Source organism: Cupriavidus sp. JZ107, assembly GCF_053903255.1.
Window position 1 is genome coordinate 878,652 of the sequence record NZ_CP096480.1, and the last position, 18,603, is coordinate 897,254.

The 18,603-nt window shown below is 67.2% G+C and carries 17 protein-coding genes; 12 read left to right on the top strand and 5 right to left on the bottom strand.

The window, feature by feature from the left end:
• The first annotated feature begins 45 nt into the window (after positions 1–45).
• From gsiC to M1D55_RS03770, 4 genes are read left to right on the top strand one after another with little or no spacing between them, the layout of a single operon-like run.
• Positions 46–966 (top strand): glutathione ABC transporter permease GsiC, encoded by a 921-nt coding sequence (gene gsiC, locus M1D55_RS03755; protein ID WP_006576461.1) that lies wholly within the window; start codon positions 46–48, stop codon positions 964–966.
• A gap of 8 nt (positions 967–974) precedes the next feature.
• On the top strand, positions 975–1,898 hold the full coding sequence (gene gsiD / locus M1D55_RS03760) for a glutathione ABC transporter permease GsiD (protein ID WP_023264237.1): 924 nt from the start codon (positions 975–977) through the stop codon (positions 1,896–1,898).
• Between the two features lie 15 nt (positions 1,899–1,913).
• On the top strand, positions 1,914–2,975 hold the full coding sequence (locus tag M1D55_RS03765; protein ID WP_456281154.1) for a DmpA family aminopeptidase: 1,062 nt from the start codon (positions 1,914–1,916) through the stop codon (positions 2,973–2,975).
• 41 nt (positions 2,976–3,016) lie between these two features.
• On the top strand, positions 3,017–3,847 hold the full coding sequence (locus M1D55_RS03770) for a M55 family metallopeptidase (RefSeq protein WP_456281155.1): 831 nt from the start codon (positions 3,017–3,019) through the stop codon (positions 3,845–3,847).
• 222 nt (positions 3,848–4,069) lie between these two features.
• On the opposite strand, the gene M1D55_RS03775 is transcribed toward M1D55_RS03770, so the two are convergent.
• A complete protein-coding gene (locus tag M1D55_RS03775; protein ID WP_456281156.1) occupies positions 4,070–5,674 on the bottom strand; it encodes an alkaline phosphatase D family protein in 1,605 nt (534 codons plus the stop codon).
• Between the two features lie 170 nt (positions 5,675–5,844).
• Between M1D55_RS03775 and M1D55_RS03780 the strand changes: the two genes are divergently transcribed.
• Entirely contained in the window at positions 5,845–6,282 is a 438-nt protein-coding gene (locus M1D55_RS03780; RefSeq protein ID WP_043439357.1) for a PRC-barrel domain-containing protein, read from the top strand.
• Between the two features lie 232 nt (positions 6,283–6,514).
• Here the strand turns inward: M1D55_RS03780 and M1D55_RS03785 are convergent, their stop codons facing one another.
• Together M1D55_RS03785 and M1D55_RS03790 are read right to left on the bottom strand one after the other, a co-directional pair.
• Entirely contained in the window at positions 6,515–7,492 is a 978-nt protein-coding gene (locus tag M1D55_RS03785) for a Bug family tripartite tricarboxylate transporter substrate binding protein (RefSeq protein WP_456281157.1), read from the bottom strand.
• A gap of 39 nt (positions 7,493–7,531) precedes the next feature.
• Positions 7,532–8,686 (bottom strand): acyl-CoA dehydrogenase family protein, encoded by a 1,155-nt coding sequence (locus M1D55_RS03790; RefSeq protein ID WP_456281158.1) that lies wholly within the window; start codon positions 8,684–8,686, stop codon positions 7,532–7,534.
• Positions 8,687–8,913: 227 nt separating this feature from the next.
• On the opposite strand from M1D55_RS03790, the gene M1D55_RS03795 reads away from it, so the two are divergent.
• The 7 genes from M1D55_RS03795 (at position 8,914) to pcaD (ending at position 14,927) form a co-directional block, all read left to right on the top strand.
• Positions 8,914–9,699, top strand: coding sequence for an IclR family transcriptional regulator (locus M1D55_RS03795; RefSeq protein ID WP_456281159.1), 786 nt, complete (start codon positions 8,914–8,916; stop codon positions 9,697–9,699).
• Positions 9,696–10,547: an IclR family transcriptional regulator gene (locus tag M1D55_RS03800; RefSeq protein ID WP_456281160.1), complete on the top strand. Its 852-nt coding sequence runs from the start codon at positions 9,696–9,698 to the stop codon at positions 10,545–10,547. The genes M1D55_RS03795 and M1D55_RS03800 overlap by 4 nt, the downstream gene beginning before the upstream one ends.
• 298 nt (positions 10,548–10,845) lie before the next feature.
• A complete protein-coding gene (locus M1D55_RS03805) occupies positions 10,846–12,189 on the top strand; it encodes a short-chain fatty acid transporter (protein ID WP_456281161.1) in 1,344 nt (447 codons plus the stop codon).
• A 55-nt stretch (positions 12,190–12,244) separates the two neighbouring features.
• The gene (locus M1D55_RS03810; RefSeq protein ID WP_456281162.1) at positions 12,245–12,541 is read left to right on the top strand and encodes a YciI family protein; all 297 of its coding nucleotides are present in this window, start codon (positions 12,245–12,247) and stop codon (positions 12,539–12,541) included.
• Positions 12,542–12,619: 78 nt separating this feature from the next.
• Positions 12,620–13,675, top strand: coding sequence for a cyclase family protein (locus M1D55_RS03815; protein WP_456281163.1), 1,056 nt, complete (start codon positions 12,620–12,622; stop codon positions 13,673–13,675).
• Positions 13,676–13,720: 45 nt separating this feature from the next.
• Entirely contained in the window at positions 13,721–14,005 is a 285-nt protein-coding gene (gene catC, locus M1D55_RS03820) for a muconolactone Delta-isomerase (protein WP_006576472.1), read from the top strand.
• A gap of 139 nt (positions 14,006–14,144) precedes the next feature.
• A complete protein-coding gene (pcaD, locus tag M1D55_RS03825; protein ID WP_456281164.1) occupies positions 14,145–14,927 on the top strand; it encodes a 3-oxoadipate enol-lactonase in 783 nt (260 codons plus the stop codon).
• Between the two features lie 107 nt (positions 14,928–15,034).
• On the opposite strand, the gene M1D55_RS03830 is transcribed toward pcaD, so the two are convergent.
• Together M1D55_RS03830 and M1D55_RS03835 are read right to left on the bottom strand one after the other, a co-directional pair.
• The gene (locus tag M1D55_RS03830; protein ID WP_456281294.1) at positions 15,035–15,955 is read right to left on the bottom strand and encodes a tripartite tricarboxylate transporter substrate binding protein; all 921 of its coding nucleotides are present in this window, start codon (positions 15,953–15,955) and stop codon (positions 15,035–15,037) included.
• A gap of 158 nt (positions 15,956–16,113) precedes the next feature.
• Complete coding sequence (locus M1D55_RS03835; protein ID WP_456281165.1) at positions 16,114–18,294, bottom strand: DUF6351 family protein; 2,181 nt, start codon at positions 18,292–18,294, stop codon at positions 16,114–16,116.
• Between the last annotated feature and the right edge of the window lie 309 nt (positions 18,295–18,603).

Sequence of the window (18,603 nt, forward strand, 5' to 3'; positions counted from 1 at the left end):
GCGACAAGACGGAAGCCGGTGAAAAGCCGCGGGTCTGGAGTCGTCATGTTGAATTACTTTCTGAAGCGCGTGCTGGGTGTGGTGCCGACGATGCTGATCGTCGCGGTGCTGGTCTTCCTGTTCGTGCATCTGCTGCCCGGCGATCCGGCGCGGCTCGCCGCCGGCCCCGAGGCCGATGCCGCCACCGTCGAACTGGTGCGCAAGGATCTGGGCCTGGACAAGCCGCTGCACGAGCAGTTCGTCACCTTCTTCGGCAATGCGCTGCAAGGGGAATTCGGCACCTCGCTGCGCACCAAGCGACCGGTCAGCGAGGAGATCGGCGACCGCTTCTTCCCGACGCTGTGGCTGACCGTTGCCTCGATGCTGTGGGCCGTGGTGTTCGGCATGCTGATCGGCATCGGCTCCGCCGTCTGGCGCAATCGCTGGCCCGACCGCATCGGCATGACGCTGGCGGTGTCGGGCATCTCGTTCCCGGCCTTCGCGCTCGGCATGCTGCTGATGGAGATCTTCTCGGTCCAGCTGGGCTGGCTGCCGTCGATCGGCGCGGAAAGCTGGAAGCACTACATCCTGCCGTCGCTGACGCTCGGCGCGGCGGTGGCCGCGGTGATGGCGCGCTTTACGCGCGCGTCGTTCGTCGAGGTGCTGCAGGAGGACTACGTGCGGACGGCGCGCGCCAAGGGCGTGCGCGAGTCGCTGGTGGTCGCCAAGCACTGCCTGCGCAACGCGATGATCCCGGTCGTCACGATGATGGGGCTGCAATTCGGCTTTCTGCTGGGCGGCTCGATCGTGGTCGAGAAGGTGTTCAACTGGCCCGGTCTCGGCCGGCTGCTGGTCGACGCCGTCGAGATGCGCGACTACCCGGTGATCCAGGCCGAGGTGCTGCTGTTCTCGCTGGAATTCATTCTGATCAATCTGGTGGTGGATCTGCTGTACACGGTGATCAATCCCACCATCCGCTACAAGTGAGGCCGTCCATGACCGAGCTATCGACCGTGGCCAACGAGGCCGCCTCGGCGGGCGTGCAGGGCGCGGCGGCGCAGGCCGAGCCCGTCCGCACGCCGTGGACCGAATTCTGGCGCAAGTTCCGCCGTCAGCATCTGGCGCTCGCCGCCGGCGTGTTCGTGATCCTGCTGGTGATCGTCGCGGTGCTGTCGCCGCAGCTGGTGCCCTACGATCCGGAGAACTACTTCGACTACGACGCGCTGAACGCCGGCCCATCGGCGGCGCACTGGTTCGGCGTCGATTCGCTGGGCCGCGACATCTTCAGCCGCATCCTGGCGGGCACGCGCATCTCGCTGGCCGCCGGCTTCTTCTCGGTGATCGTCGGCGCCATCGTCGGCACGCTGCTCGGCTTGCTGGCGGGCTACTACGAGGGCTGGTGGGACCGGATCGTGATGCGGATCTCCGACGTGCTGTTCGCGTTCCCGGGCATCCTGCTGGCGATCGGCATCGTCGCCATCCTCGGCAACGGCATGGTCAACGTGATCTTTGCGGTCGCGATCTTCAGCATCCCGGCGTTCGCGCGGCTGGTGCGCGGCAATACGCTGATGCTCAAGCGCCTGACCTATATCGAGGCCGCGCGCAGCATCGGCGCGTCCGACTGGACCATCCTGATGCGGCATATCCTGCCGGGCACGATCTCGTCGATCGTCGTCTATTTCTCGATGCGGATCGGCACCTCGATCATCACCGCGGCGAGCCTGTCCTTCCTCGGCCTGGGCGCGCAGCCGCCGACGCCCGAGTGGGGCGCGATGCTGAACGAAGCGCGCGCCGACATGGTGACGGCCCCGCATGTGGCGATCTTCCCCAGCCTGGCGATCTTCCTGACGGTGCTCGCCTTCAACCTGCTCGGCGACGGGCTGCGCGACGCGCTCGATCCGAAGATCGATCGTCGCTGACCGGGGACCATCGCGATGCCGCACGAACCTTCCGCCGCGTCCGGCGTACCGCCCCATATCGGCGAGCTGCCGGCCGGCGCGCGCAATGCGATCACCGACGTGCCGGGCGTGCGCGTCGGCCATTGCACGCTGGCCGACGGCGCCGTGCAGACCGGCGTCACCGTGGTGCTGCCGCACGCCGGCGATCCATATCTGGACAAGGTGCCGGCCGCGGCTGCGGTGCTGAACGGCTTCGGCAAGAGCATCGGCCTGGTGCAGGTCGACGAACTTGGCGTGCTGGAGACGCCGATCGCACTGACCAATACCTTTGCGGTCGGGGCCGTGGCGCAGGCGCAGATCCGCCAGGCGATCGCTGCCCACGCCGAGATCGGCCGCGGCTGGCCCACCGTCAATCCGCTGGTGTTCGAATGCAATGACGGCTATCTGAACGACATCCAGGCGATGGCCATCGGCGAAAGGCACTATCTGCACGCTTGCGCAGCGGCCGACGTGGAGGTTGCGCAAGGCGCGGTGGGGGCCGGGCGCGGCATGTCGGCGTTCGGCGTCAAGGGCGGCATCGGTACGGCGTCTCGTGTTGCCGGGCCGTACCGCGTAGGCGCGCTGGTGCTGGCCAATTACGGCACGCCGTCGACACTGACGTTCGCCGGCCAGCGGATCGGTCCGGAACTGGCGCAACGGCTTGCCGCGCCTGCGGCAGCGGACGCCGCGCCGGAGAAGGGCTCGATCATCATGATCGTCGCCACTGACGCGCCGCTCGATTCGCGCCAGCTGGGGCGTCTGGCACGGCGCGCCGGAGCGGGACTGGCGCGCACCGGTTCCATCTACGGCCATGGCTCCGGCGATATCGCGCTGGCCTTCAGCACCGCCTATACCGTGCCGCACGACGCTGCCGTGCCGATGCCCACCGTCGCGATGGTCCATGAGACCGCGCTCGATCCGCTGTTCCATGCCGCTGCCGACAGCGTCGAGCAGGCCATCGTGCATGCGCTGTGGCATGCGCAGACCGTCAGCGGCCGCGACGGCCATTGCCGCCGCGGTCTGCTGGCGGTGATGCCTGAACTGAAATCCGTCGACTGAACCGTTTGCCTGCTCGCGGCCTGCGCCGCAGCGCCTATCCGATGAAGATCTTGATTTCCACCGATATCGAGGGCGTCGCCGGCGTCTTCCATCCCGAACAGACGCGCCCGGGCAACGGCGAATACGAGCGGGCCCGCGCCTGCATGACGCGGGAGGCCGACGCCGCGGCGCGCGGCGCCTTTGCAGCCGGGGCCGAGGCCGTCTGGGTCAACGACTCGCACGGCGGCTTCCGCAATCTGCTGCCGGACCTGCTGGACCCGCGTGTGCGCCTGGTACTCGGCAAGCCGCGCTACGCCGGCATGATGAGCGGCATCGAGCAGGGCTGCGATGGTGTGCTGATGATCGGCTATCACGGCCGTGCACAGGGGCGCGGCATCCTGGCGCATACGATCAACAGCGGCGCGTTCGCCAGCGTCAGCCTCAACGGCATCGAGCTTGGCGAGGCGGGCCTGTATGCGGCCCTCGCTGGCGAGGCCGGTGTGCCGGTGTTGATGGCCAGCGGCGACGATGTGTTCGTCGACGAGACGTCGGCACTGCTGCCGTGGGTCCGCTATGTCGCCACCAAGCGCGCGCAGGGGCAGGGCACCGGCGACTCGATGACGCCCGCCGCCGCGTGCGAGGCGATTGCCGCGGCGGCGCAAGCCGCGGTCCGCTCGCTGCGAACCGATCCGGCTGCCGTTCGGCCCTTCACCATCGCTGGCCCGGTGAACTGCCGATTGCGGACGCTGACGCCCGCGCATGCCGACCTGTTCTGCCAATGGCCCACGCTGCAGCGGCTCGACGGCGTCACGCTAAGCTTCGATGCGCCCAACGTGACCGACGCGGTACGCATGCTGAACTGCCTGTCGGCGATGTCGTTCATGTTGAGGTAGCGCAGAGGGCAGCAGCGAAAGCCACAACACGTGCAGGCGCGCGAGGTGTTCGCCGCTCTCCCGCTTGCGGGAGGGAGGGGCGGAGGAGAGGGCAAGCGGCGTTCGTCATGCGGCCAACGCTCGAAAAACCACCTCCCTCTCCCCAACCCTCTCCCCCTGAGGGCGAGAGGGAGAATACCGCCGGCAACAATCAGTGTCGGCGGTCCGCCAGCGCCCGCAACGTCAAGCCACCGGCAACGTCTTGCTGAATACGCTGACCCCATCCAGGTCGCGCAGGTCCACCGTCAGCGCTTTCGTCGACGGATCGATATTGACCTCGCCGAAGAACTGGAACCCCGAGTAGGGCGACAGGTTGGCCTGGCCGGCAGGCGGCGCCTTCTGGAACACCAGCTGCGGACCGAAGGTGGCGTCGAGCTGGTTGGGCCCGAAGGTGCCCGCGTTCAGCGGGCCGGCGACGAATTCCCAGAACGGCGAGAAGTCGGTGAACTGCGCCTTGGACGGATCGTAGTAGTGCGCGGCGCAATAGTGCACATCGGCGGTCAGCCACACCACATTGGGCACGCCCTTGATCGCGCGCAGCAGGCGCGCGGTTTCCAGCTCGCGTCCCATGGCGGCGCCGTCGTTGCCGTTGGCGATTGCCTCCCAGCGCGCGTTGCCCGCCGCGTCCTTGCCGTCCGGCACCCACAGCCCGATCGGCATGTCGGCGGCGATGATCTTCCAGGTGGCCTGCGACTGCTTCACACCATTGACGAGCCATTCGAGCTGCTCGTTGCCGAGGAACACCGTGTCGCCGTTCTCGGTGGTCTGCAGGTTGGCCGTATTGCCGCCGCGATACGTGCGCATGTCGAGCACGAACACGTCCAGCAGCGGGCCGTACGAGACCTTGCGATAGAGCGTCTGCTCGGCCGCGGTATTGCCCATGCGCATCGGCGCGTATTCACGGAAGGCCTGCGTGGCGCGGGCCACCAGCGTGGCGATGTTCTTCTCGGTGTAGCGCGCATCGGCGCTCAGGTCCTTGGTCGGCGACCAGTTGTTGGTCACCTCGTGGTCGTCCCATTGCCAGATCTGCGGCACCTCGGCGGAGAAGCGCCGCACGTTCTCGTCCATCAGGTTGTAGCGGTAGCGGCCGCGGTATTCGTCCAGCGTCTCGGCGACCTTGGAGACCTCCGGCGTCACCAGGTTCTTCCAGACGCGGCCGTTCTCCGCGGTGGCTTCGGCCAGGATCGGGCCATCGGCGTAGATCGTGTCGCCGCTGTGCAGGAAGAAGTCCGGCTCGCGGCGGCGCATCGCCTCGAAGATCCTCATGCCGCCGAATTCGGTGTTGATGCCCCAGCCCTGGCCGGCGACGTCACCGCCCCAGACGAAGCGCACCGGGCGGTTGGCGTCGGTACGCGGAATCGTGCGGAACTGGCCTGGCACCACCACGCCGGTCGCGCGCGGATTGTCGATGCTGTCGTAGGCCACGCGCAGGAAGATCGATTCGCCGGCCGGCAGATCGGTCAGTTCCACGCGGCCGGTGAAATCGGATGCCGCGCTGACGGTGGGCCCGAGCACCTTGCGCGGATTGCGGAAGCTGTCGGTGGTGTCGTACTCCACGCGCAGTTGCGCCGGCCGGTCGGCGCGCGCCCAGACCACCGCGCGTCCGCCGCCCACATCGCCGATCTGGATGCCATAAGGCAGCTTGGGGCGTTCGCTGTCGGGCACGATGACCGCCGGCGCCTCGGGCGAGTCGTCGGAACCGCAGGCGGTCAGGCCGAGGCTGGTGCCAAGGCCCAGTGCGCCGGTGTGGATCAGGAAACGTCGACGGGGGTAGGGGGATCGGGTCATGTCCTGCCTCTTGCCTTTTGGGGGGTGGGGAAGGGAAAGGCAGGACCTTAGCGGGCGATTGCGAAAGAATGATGAAAGCCGGCGCCCCCGTCGGGACAGACGGTTTGAACCGGGATGGCATGGTCGTTGCGAAACACCGGTTTCCGCGTACCACGATCAAGGAGATGGCGATGAACCCCTCGCAACCCGGCACGAATCAGGGCGGTGCCAGCATCGTAGGATCGGGCGTCGGCGAAGGCCCCGGCCCGGAAGTGATGGCGGCATCCAGCCTCGAGGACACCAAGGTCTATTCGTCCGACGGCGAGCATGTCGGCGAAATCAGCGAAATCATGCTGGATGTACCGCGCGGCCGCATTGCCTATGCCGTGCTGACCACCGGCGGCTTTCTGGGCATCGGCGATACGCTGCACGCGATTCCGTGGAATGCGCTGGTCATGGATACCGACCAGAAATGCTTCCGCCTCGGCATCACGGCCGATCGCATCAAGTCGGCGCCCGGCTTCAACAAGGACCAATGGCCGCGCATGGCGGACCCGCAGTGGGGTACGCAGCTGCACCAGTACTACGAGCGCGAGCCGTATTGGCTGTCCGGCGGCGGCACGCTGTGAGTTCGACGGCGCGCACCGCTTGCGGTCGATGCCGCCGATGCGGGCGCGTCGTTCTTACAGCGGCATGTAATTCCGCAATGGCCAATGGGGCCGCAGGCGCAACGCCCCGCGCTGCGGGCGGTCCCCGCTGGATGACGCCCTGGCCGCGCAACGCGGCCAGTTGCGTGGTGTCGCAGGGCGGGCGGCGTCATGCATGTTCGGTCGTTGTCAGCGATGTTGCCGTCAATCGGCGTCAATCGAGCCGTGTGCCGGTCGCCTTGACCTGCGCGGCCCACCACGCCGTCTCGCTGCGGATCTGCGCCGCGAACGCTTCGGGGGTGTTGCCGACCGGTTCCGCGCCGAGCTCGATCACCCGCTTGCGCATCTCCGGCGTGGCCAGGATGCGGGCGCAGGCCTCGTGCAGCTTCGCGATGACGGGCTTGGGCGTGCCGGCCGGCGCCATCAGGCCCTTCCAGGCGGTGACCAGATAGCCCTTGACGCCGGCCTCTTCGAAGGTCGGCACGTCGGGCAGCGCCGCGGCGCGCTTGTCGCTGGCGACCGCGATCGGCCGCAGCTTGCCGCCCTGCACCTGGGCCAGCAGCGCCGGCATGTTGTCGATCATCAGGTCGATATGGCCGGCCATCAGGTCGGCGACGGCCGGGCCGCTGCCCTTGTAGGGAACGTGCTGCATGTTCAGCCCGGCGGTCCGGTTCAGCAGCTCGCCGCCCAGATGCGCGACGGTGCCGTTGCCGGGCGAGCCGAACGACAGCTTGCCCGGATGGCTGCGCGCATAGGCGAGGAACTCCGACAGATTGCGCACGGGCAGTTGCGCCTTGACCGCCATCAGGTTGTGCTCGCGCGCCAGCACCGTGACCGGCGCGAGATCGCGGGCCGGATCGAACGGCATCTTGCTGTACAGGCTCGGATTGATCACGGTCGGCCCGGCCGCGGCCAGCAGCAGCGTGTAGCCGTCGGGCGCGGCGCGCGCGACGCTCTCGCCGGCGATATTGCCGCCCGCGCCGGGCTTGTTCTCGACCACTACCACCTGGCCCAGTTCAGCCTTCAGCCGATCGGCGAGCAGGCGCGCCAGGATGTCGGACGAGCCGCCCGGTGCAAACGGCACCACCAGCCGGATCGGCTTGCCGGGGTAGGGCGCTTCGGCGCGGGCAGCGCCGGAGAGCGCGGCGGTGCCGATCGCCAGCGCCATCGTGGCGACAAGGGTCTTGAACATGATGTCTCCTGTAGTGTTTTATCGGCTGCGGCGCGAAGGTCAGGCGCCGGCCTGCGCCAGCGTGCGCTTGGCGATATTGAGCTGGTGGATCTGGCTGGTGCCCTCGTACAGGCGGAACAGCCGCACGTCGCGATAGAAGCGCTCGATGCCGTAGTCGGCGATATAGCCGTAGCCGCCGAACATCTGCACGCAGCGGTCGGCGACGCGTCCGCACATCTCCGAGGCGAAGTACTTGCAGATCGAAGCCTGCATCGTCACGTCCTCGCCGCGGTCGCGCTGGCGCGCCGTCTCCAGCACCAGCGCGCGAGCCGCATGGATCTCGGTCTGGCAGTCGGCGATCATCGCCTGCACCAGCTGGAAGCTCGACAGCGGTTCGCCGAACTGCTTGCGCGTGCTGACGAAGCGGATCGCATCGTCGAGCATGCGAATGGCCGGGCCGATGCACAGCGCCGACAGATGGATGCGCTGCTTGTTCAGCACCTTCATCGCCGTACGGAAACCCTGGCCTTCGACACCGCCGATCAGGTTGGCGGCTGGCACGCGGCAATCGTCGAAATGCACCTCGGACACAGGCGAGCCTTCCTGGCCCATCTTGCGGTAGGCCGGCCCGGTGCTCAGGCCCGGCGTGTCGCGCTCGACGAGGAAGGCCGAGATGCCGGAGGCGCCGGTGGTATCGGGATCGGTGCGCGCCATCACTGTGAAGAGCCCGGCGATCGGTGCATTGGTGATGAAGCACTTGGTGCCGTTGATCAGATAGTGGTCGCCGTCGCGGCGCGCCGACGTGGTCAGTGCCGTCGCATCCGATCCGGCCTCGGGCTCGGTCAGCGCGAACGAGCCGGTGATCTCGCCGCTGGCCAGGCGTGGCAGATAGCGCTGCTTCTGTTCGGGCGTACCGTCGGCGACCAGCGCTTCCGAGCCGATGCCGGTATTGGTCCCGACCCGCGCGCGGAAGGCCACCGAGCACTGCGACAGTTCGATGGCGGCCAGCACCAGCTCTTCGGTCGTCATGCCAGCGCCGCCATAGGACTCCGGGATCGAAAAGCCGAACAGCCCGATGTCGGCCATCTCCATGACCAGGTCGGCCGGCACCTCGTCGCGCGATGCGACCTCGGCTTCGCGCGGCACCAGTCGCTGCTGCACGAAGCGGCGCAGTTGCGCCAGAAATGCGGGATAGGTGTCGGGGTCTCGGATCATCGCTATGGCTTCCTGTTGCGGTTGGCGGTGGATCGCAGGACATGCCCGCGGTCCGGCATCGGAGTGGAAGGCAGCGTAGCAATGCAGGCCGAAATAGTGGATCGTTGTTTCGCTATCTTGAACGGGCCGGTACCGCGAGGGCGGCCTGGCGCGCTATGATCGGGTCCAGCGAGGCGATGCGCGCGGCGCGCCGCCACTGATCGAACCCATCTCCGAACGCCCCCCCGATGGCCCCACGCCCGCATCATCCCGATCCAGCCTTCGCCACCACGCTCGCGCACGGCCTGTCGCTGCTGCAGTGCTTCGGCATCGGCGACAGCGTGCTCAGCAACAAGGAACTGGCCGAGCGCACCGGCCTGTCGCCGGCGACGGTCAGCCGGCTGACCTACACGCTGGCCGCACGCGGCCTGCTGCGCTACGACGCACAGCTGCGCCGCTATCGGCTGGGCTCGACCACGCTGGCGCTGGGGTATCCGCTGCTGGCCACGCTACGCATCCGCCAGTTGGCGCGGCCGCTGATGAAGCAGCTGGCCGACGAGATCGATGGCTCCGTGTCGCTGGGCCTGCGCGACCGCGCGCAGATGGTCTATGTCGAGACGAGCCGCGGTCACGATGCGATGGCGTTCCGGCCCGATATCGGCGCGACGCTGCCGATGCTGCCCACCGCGATTGGCCGGGCCTGGCTGTGCCATGCGTCGCAGCAGGAAAGCGGGCCGGTGCTGGCGGCGCTGCGCAAGGCCGATCCGGCGGAATTCCGTCGACAGGCGCCTGCGCTCGAACACGCACGGCAAGAGATGGCCGAGTTCGGCTTCTGCACGTCCCGCGGCGAATGGCAGAGCGACATCCATGCCGTGGCGGCGCCGCTGCCGACGCGTATCGATGGCGAGGTCATGGTGTTCAACTGCGGCGTGCTGGGCGCGCGGATGACGCCGCGCAAGCTCGAGCGGCAGATGGGGCCACGCCTTCTGCGGATGGTCGCCAGGATCGAGGCCGCGCTGAGGAAGAGCCGATGAGCGGTCTCGGTTCGCGCCTCGGTTCGCGTACCAGCGCGGCGCAGTCCGTGCCGCAATCCCTTTCGCGCACGAAGGAGCCGGCCGACAAGGACCGCCAGTACGCGGCCACGCTGGCCAACGGCATCGACATCCTGCTGGCCTTCGATAGCGGCGACGCGATGCTCGGCAATCGCGATTTCGCCGAGCGTACCGGGCTGTCGAAGACGACCGTGGCCCGGCTGACGCATACGCTGACGGCGTTGGGCTATCTGCGCCACGACACCGTGCTGCGCAAATACCGGCTCGGTGCGGCGGTGCTGTCGATGGGTTATCCGCTGTTGGCCAGCATGCATCTGCGCCAGCTGGCGCGGCCAATGATGAAGGCGCTGGCCGACCGGCTGTGCGGCGCCGTGTCGCTGGGCATCCGCGACCGCACGCAGATGATCTATGTCGAGACCGCGCGCTCGACAGACAGCCTGATCGTGACGCCGGAGATCGGCGCCGCGCTGCCGATGCTGACCACCGCCATCGGCCGCGCCTGGCTGTGCCGCGCGCCGGCGAACGAACGCGATGCGGTGCTCAACCAGCTGCGGCTGCAGGATCCGAAAGCGTTCGCCAACGCCCAGCCGCGGCTGGCGGACGCTCGCCGCGATCTGGAGCGGCAAGGGTACTGCTCGAACCGCGCCGAATGGCGGCCCGAGGTCTACGGCTTCGCGGTACCGATGTGCCAGCCGGTCGGCTCGCAGCTGTTCGTGCTGAACTGCGGCGTGCCGGTCGGACAGGGCAGCTTCGGGGCGATCGAGAAGCAGGCCGGGCCGCAGTTGCGGGCGCTGATGCTCGATATCGAACGCATGCTGGGGTTGCGATAGACCGCAACGGACCGTTTCGTGGTCCGGCTGCTGCAGCGCGGCAAGGGTGGGCTCTCAAACTGGCATGGCCGGGGCCCCGGTCACCGCGGTTTTATTCTGCATCGCAGCAATGGCGCGGCGGATTCTGCGCGGGCTCGGTTATTGCGGAATCCGATTTAATAAGCCCATTCATTGACTTGACCTTGCGCAAACACGCCTCTACGATCGCCTCCCTATAGCCAACGTGTTCGTATGTAGAACGTTAGTTCGAAATGCGGCAATTCAAGATGCCTTTCGGCATGTTTTTGGGAGACAGATCTTGAGCAAGGTCGCCGGGTTCTTTACTGAACTGATGCGCCGGTATTTGCCGGACCCCTTCGTTTTCGCCATCGGATTGACGCTGCTGAGCATGGTGATGGCCATGCTGGTGCAAGGACAGGCCGCGCCCGCCGTCATCCTGGAATGGGGCAAGGGCTTCTGGAATCTGCTGGCGTTCACCACGCAGATGGCTGTGATCCTGGCGATGGGGTACGTGCTGGCTACCGCGCCGCTGATCGACCGCTTCCTCGACCGCATCGTCGAACGCGTGGCCACGCCGCGCGGCGCGGTGATCGTCGCCACGCTGGTCGGTGGCATCGGCAGCTATCTGAACTGGGGCTTCGGGCTGGTGATTGGTGGCATCGTCGCGCGCAAGCTGGCGCTGAAGGTCAAGGGCGTCCACTACCCGCTGATCATCGCGGCGGCGTATAGCGGCTTCACGCTGTATGGCCTCGGCCTGTCGGCCAGCATTCCCGTGCTGATTTCCACGCCGGGCCACCCGATGGAAAAGCTGATGGGCGTGATCGCGCTGAAGGACACGATCTTCTCGACGCCGATGCTGCTGACCAGCCTGGCGGTCATCATCACGCTGCCGCTCCTTAACGCGATGCTGCACCCGCGCGATCCCAAGGACGTCACCGAGATCCACGCCGAAGCGGAAACGCGCGCGGAGCAGGGCGGCGCGGCCGGCGGCCACAGCATGGGGCTGGAGAACACGCTGGCCACGCGGATGAACAACAGCCGGCTGCTGAGCCTGGTGATCGGTGTCTGCGGTCTGGCGTATGCGGGGCTCTATTTCACGCAGGGCGGCACGCTCGATCTGAACCTGATCAACTTCCTGATCCTGTTCATCGGCGTGCTGCTGCTCGGCACGCCGGCCAACTACGTGGCCAAGCTGAACGAGGGCATCAAGACGATTTCGGGCATCATCCTGCAGTATCCGTTCTATGCCGGCATCATGGCGGTGATGGCCGGATCGGGCCTGGTCGACACGATCTCGCGCGTGTTCGTCGATATCGCGACGCCGCAGACGCTGCCGTTCTGGGGCCTGGTCAGCTCGTTCTTCATCAACTTCTTCGCGCCGTCTGGCGGCGGTCACTGGGTGATCCAGGGTCCGTTCATGATCGATGCGGCCAAGGCCATCGGCAGTTCGGTCGCGCAGACCTCGATGTCGGTGATGCTCGGCAACGCCTGGAACGACCTGGTGCAGCCGTTCTGGATTCTGCCGGCGCTGGCGCTGTCGAAGCTGAAGCTCAAGGACGTGATGGGCTACACCGTGATCATGATGTTCTGGGTCGGCCTGATCTACATCGTCGCCATGCTGGCGTGGGGCGCGCAGATCTGACGATCCCCGGTTGATCATCGATCAACGCTTTCCCGACAACAACACAGGAGACACCATGCCGTACATCATCGAGACGTTCGACAAGCCCGACCACCAGCACGTGCGCAAGGCCCAGCGGCCGGCGCATCTGGACTTTCTCGAAGCCAACAAGTCGCTGCTGCTCGCCTGCGGCGCCAAGCTGAACGACGATGGCAGCGATGCGGGCGGCGGTGTCTATATCGTCGATGTCGATACCCGCGAGGCCGCGCAGGCGCTGATCGAGGCCGATCCGTTCCACAAGGCCGGCCTGTTCGCCGAAGTGCGGATCACGCGCTGGCGCAAGGCCTATCTCGACGGCGTCTGCTGTCTCTGACATCCCGATCGATCGGACCGCGCGGGCCGGTGCATTCAGGCTGGCACCGCGGCGCGTCCGTGCCGGAGGTTATCCCCGATGCGATGGAAACAACGACCGGAAGGCTCCAACTGGGGCGATTTCGGCCCGGACGACCAGCTCGGCCGTCTGAATCTGATCACCGCGGACAAGGTCCGCGCCGCCGCGCAGGAGATTCGCAGCGGCCGCACGTTCTGCCTGTCGCTGCCACTCGATCTGCCGGGCGGCAATGCGCTGAACGTGCGCCGGCATCCGCCGGTGCTTCGGCCCACCTATCGCGACGACATTCCCTACGTCAATTTCCCGCTGGCCAAGGTCGAGGCCAATGCGCTCGACGTGCTCAGCGACGACCAGGTGCTGCTGTCCCTGCAGTATTCGACGCAATGGGATTCGCTGGCCCATGTCGGCGCGCTGTTCGATGCCGACGGCGACGGTGTGGCCGAACGCGTCTACTACAACGGCTTCCGGCCCAACGCCGAGATTGTCGGACCGGTGGACTATGCCGAGGCCGACGATTTCGCCGCGCATCCGTGCGGACATGACCACAGCCACGCCGACGCGCTCGGCATCGAGACACTGGCCGTACATGGCGTGCAGGGCCGCGGCGTGCTGGTCGATCTGGCCGAGCACTTCGGCCGCGAGTTCCGCACCGTCGGCTACGACGACCTGATGCGCGTGATGGACGCCGATCGGGTCGCCGTCGAGACCGGCGATATCCTGGTGCTGCGCACCGGCTTCGCCGAGATGGTGCTGGAGATGGGCGGCAGGCCCGATGCGCATGCGCTGCATCACAGCTGCTGCGCGCTCGACGGCCGCGACGAGCGGCTGCTGCAATGGATCACGGAGGCGGGCATCGCCGCGCTGGCCGCCGACAACTACGCGGTCGAACGCTTCCCGGCACGGCCGCCGGAGCCGGGGCAGCGGGCGGTGCCGATGCTGCCGCTGCATCATCACTGCCTGTTCAAGCTCGGCCTGCCGCTGGGCGAGCTGTGGTATCTGCGCGAGCTTGCCGCCTGCCTGCGCGACGAGCGGCGCTCGCGCTTTTTCCTGACCGCGCCGCCGTTGCGCCTGCCCGGCGCGATGGGCTCTCCCGTGACGCCGATCGCCACGGTATGACCTCGCTTACCCCATTGACCGTACTGCTACAACAAGGAGATCGCCATGCTGTTCATGGTTGAAATGACCGTCCGCATTCCCCAATCTGCCGACCCGCAAGCTGTGGAGAAGCTCAAGGCCGACGAGAAGGCGCTGTCGCAGCAGCTGCAGCGCGAAGGCAAGTGGCGCCACCTGTGGCGCGTGGTGGGCCAGTACGCCAACGTCAGCATCTTCGACGTCAAGGACAACGACGAGCTGCACACGCTGCTGACCTCGCTGCCGCTGTATCCGTTCATGGAGATGAAGGTCACGCCGCTGGCGCAGCACGGTTCCGCGATCGCGCAGAACTGATGCCTGGGCCGCTCCGCGCGGGCGCATGCCGCGCCGCGCGGGGCATCGATGGATCCTCGTCCCGAGTACTGCCGAGTACTGCCCGGTACCGACGAGGATCGCTGAGTACCGCCGTCAACCGCTGAGAACCGCTTCCGCCATGCCCTTCGCCGACCTTTCCGACGTCCGCCTCCACTACCAGCTCGATGGCAACCCGAGCCTGCCGGTGCTCGTGCTGTCCAATTCGCTGGGCACCAACTTCGATATGTGGCAGCCGCAGATCGCGGCCTTCACGCAGCATTTCCGCGTGCTGCGCTACGACACGCGCGGCCACGGCGGCTCGTCGGTGCCGGCCGGTCCCTATACCGTCGCCCAGCTCGGTGGCGACGTGATCGCGCTGCTCGATACGCTGCGGATCGAGCGCGCGCATTTCTGTGGACTGTCGATGGGCGGCATCACCGGCATGTGGCTGGGCCTGAATCACGGGTCGCGGCTCGACAGGCTGGTGCTGTGCAATACCGCTGCCTACATCGGCCCGCCGGAGAACTGGACCAACCGCGCCGCGGCGGTCGAGCGCGATGGCGTGGGCTCGATCGCGGCCGCGGTCGTCGACCGGTGGCTGACTCCGGACTTCGCCGCCGCGCATCCGGAACTGGTGCAGCAGTTGCGCGCGATGCTGAGCGCGACGGACGCGGCGGGCTATGCCGCCAATTGCCGCGCGATTCGCGACAACGACCTGCGCGCCGAGATCCATCGGATCGCGGTGCCGACGCTGGTGATCGCCGGCTCGGGCGATATTCCGACGCCGCCGGCCGATGGCCGCTACATGGCCGAGACGATTCCGGGCGCGTCCTATGTCGAGCTGGAAGCGGCCCACTTGTCGAACCTGCAGCAAGTGGAGCGCTTCACGCAGGCGGTCGTCGATTTTCTGACCGCGGCCTGAGCGTAACGGGGGTACGGCGCCGACGGTTCACCGTCGTCCCCGCGAAGGCGGGGACTCGGTGGCTTCGGCGGTCGCCGGCTCCGCGTTCGTAGTGGCGACGGGCAGACTCAGTCGACCTTCGCCCCCGAACGCTCGACCACCGTCGACCATTTGCGGATCTCGCTGTCGACAAACCGCGCGGTCTGCTCCGGCGACATCGGCATCGGCTCCGAGCCGCGGTCGACGATGAACTTCTGCAGCTCCGGCGATTGCAGCGCCTTCACCGTTTCCGCGTTGAGTTGCGACACGATGGCCGGCGGCGTGCCGGCCGGCGCCATCAGCACCGCCCATCCCAGTGCCTCGAAGTCGGGCACGCCTTGCTCCTGCACCGTCGGCACATTCGGCAGCTGCGGCACGCGCTTGCCCGCGGTCACGGCCAGCGGCACGGCCTTCTTCGACTGGATCAGCGGCAGGGCGGCGGTGATCGAGTCGACCATCACCGGAATCTGATTGCCCAGGAAGTCCGCCTGCGCCGGGCCGCTGCCCTTGTACGGGATATGGACCATGAAGATGCCGGCGCGCGCCTTCAGCATCTCGGCCGACAGATGCTGCGTGCCGCCGATGCCGGCGCTCGCGTAGCTGAGCTTGCCCGGCGCCGCCTTGGCCTTGCCGACCAGATCGCGCAGCGACGTGATGCCGGACGCCGGCGTCGACAGGAACACCAGCGGCACCGAGAACACGCCCGAGATCGCCTGGAAATCGCGGCGCGGATCGTAGCCGATCGACGCATAGAGCGTCTGGTTGATCGCCATCGCACTGCCGGCCATCACCAGCGTATAGCCATCGGGCGCGGCGCGAGCGGCCAGTTCCATGCCGATATTGCTGCCGGCCCCGGCACGGTTCTCCACCACCACCGACTGCCCAAGCTGCTTGCCGAGCCGCTCGCCGAGCGCCCGCGCAAAGATGTCGGTCGCCTGACCGGGCGGAAAGGGCACGATCAGCTTGATCGGGCGTTCAGGGTAGGCGGCGTGTGCCGCGGCGCTCGCCATCAAGGCGATCGCCGCCAGGCACGTGATGCGTGGCTTCAAGGTTGTCTCCTTCCAACAGTGTCGAGTTGTGGCACGGGATGCCAGGTGCCGACGATAGCACCCCGTGCCTCATTTCACCACGGAAAAGGAGCCACAAGGCCACAAGACGTCTGCCAGGCCTACGACTTCGTGATGTCAAACACCAGATTCACCGGCGAAGGGCCGAACGATCCGTTCGGCACGACGCCCGTCTGGTTGACGCCGGGCTTGGTCCAGTCGCACACGCCGCTCGGAAAGATCGCGCGCAGACGGTTCAGCTGATCGGGGGTGAACGGCACGCTGTAGTCGGCGGGATTGACCGGTTTCAACGTGCATTTCATCACGTCGGCCGAGACCGGGCCGCCGGCGGCGATGCGCGGTGCGGTCCACGACGGGAACAGCGAATTGCAGGTCGTGTCCGGCGTGCTGCTCAGGGTCTGCGGCTCGGCCACGAAATCCGTCTGGGACCGCCAGCAGCCGTCGACCGCGCTCTGCGGCTTGTGGGCGACGACTCGTTGCTTCTGCGAGGCCGGCGACTTGTCGTCCTTGTAGGCCGCGACCCAGCGGATGAAGGTATCCCACGCGGTATCGGCCGGCACCGGGTTGCCGCGCCACATCACGTGGTTGGCGGTATCGCCGTTGGCCTTCAGCATCCGTTCGCGCTGCGCGAAATGGAACCACTGGTAGTGATAGGCGGCGTCCTCGTTATAGACACCGGTCACGTCGAACACGGGGATCGAAGCCAGCCCGCCGTTGCCGCCCAGATGCAGGCCGGACTGCTGCGCCCGCAGGATCGCGCCCAGGTCGCCGAGGGAGCGGGCGGGGACGTAGTTGGCATCCTGGTCGTAGCCGCCCACCTTCTCGTTCAGGTCGAGGAACTGGTCGATCGTGATCGCGCCGCCGTTCAGTGCCGCCAGCCCGTATTGCACGCCGACATTGTCGAACGGACGCAATGCGAAGCCGGTGGCCTTGTCGATGCCGTACATATTCCTGGCGGCGTCGTACAACGTCGGCCGCGCACCGGTCGGGTTATTGACCGGGTGATAGCGCAGCTCTTGCGGCACGGCGGGATTGAACACGCCCGAGTTGTAGCCGGGGAAGTCCTGCCTTGCCGGCACCGGATCGATGCGCCCGGCCTGATTGGCCGCGTCCTCGAAGGCCTTGCGGCTCTTGTAGCCGGTGACCGCGGCGATTTGCGCGTCGGTCAGCGCGTTCGGATTGCCCATCAGGTAATGCGTGATCAGGTGCCCGTCCGAACCCGACAGGGCGATCGACAGCGGGTCGGGGAAGGTGCAGGCGATCAGCACGCCGTCGAACAGGCCGGGAATGCGGTCGGCCGGCTGCGAGCTGCCATAGGATCCGCCCGAGCACCCCGCGCTGACGGTGAAGACCGGCACGCCGAAGGTCTCGATCACCGCCTCCTTGGACATCATCGCCGCCTCGCTGGCCAGCACCGCGTTGCAGTTGTTCGACGCGTGCTGCAGCGTATTGGCGAACGTGGCGTAGCCCTCGCCGAGCCGCCTGACATTGAGCAGCGTGAAGTCGAAGCCGGCGACCGAGATATTGCCCTGCGCCGCGCCCTGGATGTACCAGCCGCCCGTACAGCCGAAGCCCTCGACCGCGATCAGCCGTTTGTTCCATGCCTTCGGCGGCTTCAGCGGGGTGGGGGCCGACTCCCTGGTCGGATCGTGCAGCACCGCGTTCTGATAGATGCCGCGATTGACCGTGCCGGTTTCCACGCGTACCACGAACGGCACGGTGTGGCCATCCAGCGTGGTCGTGCTGGCGACGTCGGTGGGCAGCGAGGTCGTGCTCGGCATCGGCACCAGCGCGCCGCCGGTGTTCTTCTGATAGAGGTAGTGCACGCGCGTGGCGACGCTGCAGTTGGCGTCGAGCGGCGGACCGAGGCGCGAGCCGTCCGGCAGCACGAAGCTCTCGGTCTGGCAGATGAACGGCGTCTGCCACGGCCCCGAAATCACCGGCCCGGTGATCGGGTAGTTGGTCATCTTCAGCGTGGCCGTTTCGCGGCCGATCTTGGCCGTCAGCGTGTTCTCGCCATCGCGCAGACCCGTCACGACGGCCTGCAGATGGCGAAGGTCGTCCAGCAGCGGACGGAATTCCCGCGTGATGTCGTTGCCGTTGAGCTCGATCCGCAGCGGGCGGCGGTCCAGCTTGATCTGGCGCGGCACGGTGATATCGATCAACGCGTTGCCGCCGGTCACGTGGTCGGGGGAGGAGGAAAGCAGCTGGATGGTCGGTGCCGCTTCGGGGCCGTCGTCATCGTCGTGGCCGCCGCCGCATGCCGTCAGGGCCGCAAGCATGGCGCATGCGAGCGCCATCCTGGGCCATCGCCGTAGGATGTTCATGTCGTCGACTCCTCTTTCGTAGTGAGTCGTGGGGGGTTGCAAGCCGCTCGGGGCTTGCGCCGACATGCATGCGTACGACGAGCTTAGTGTCCGGTCCTGCCAAATACAATGTCGAGGAAAACTGACCAACTGCGGATATCGGGGACGGTACATGGCGCGCCTCCGAGACGCCGACGCCGGCCGCTGAACGGCCGGGGGCGCCTCCCGGGCGTACCCCTTCACGATTCGTGAAGCCCCCATTCCGTCGGCGCCTTAGCAGCGCCC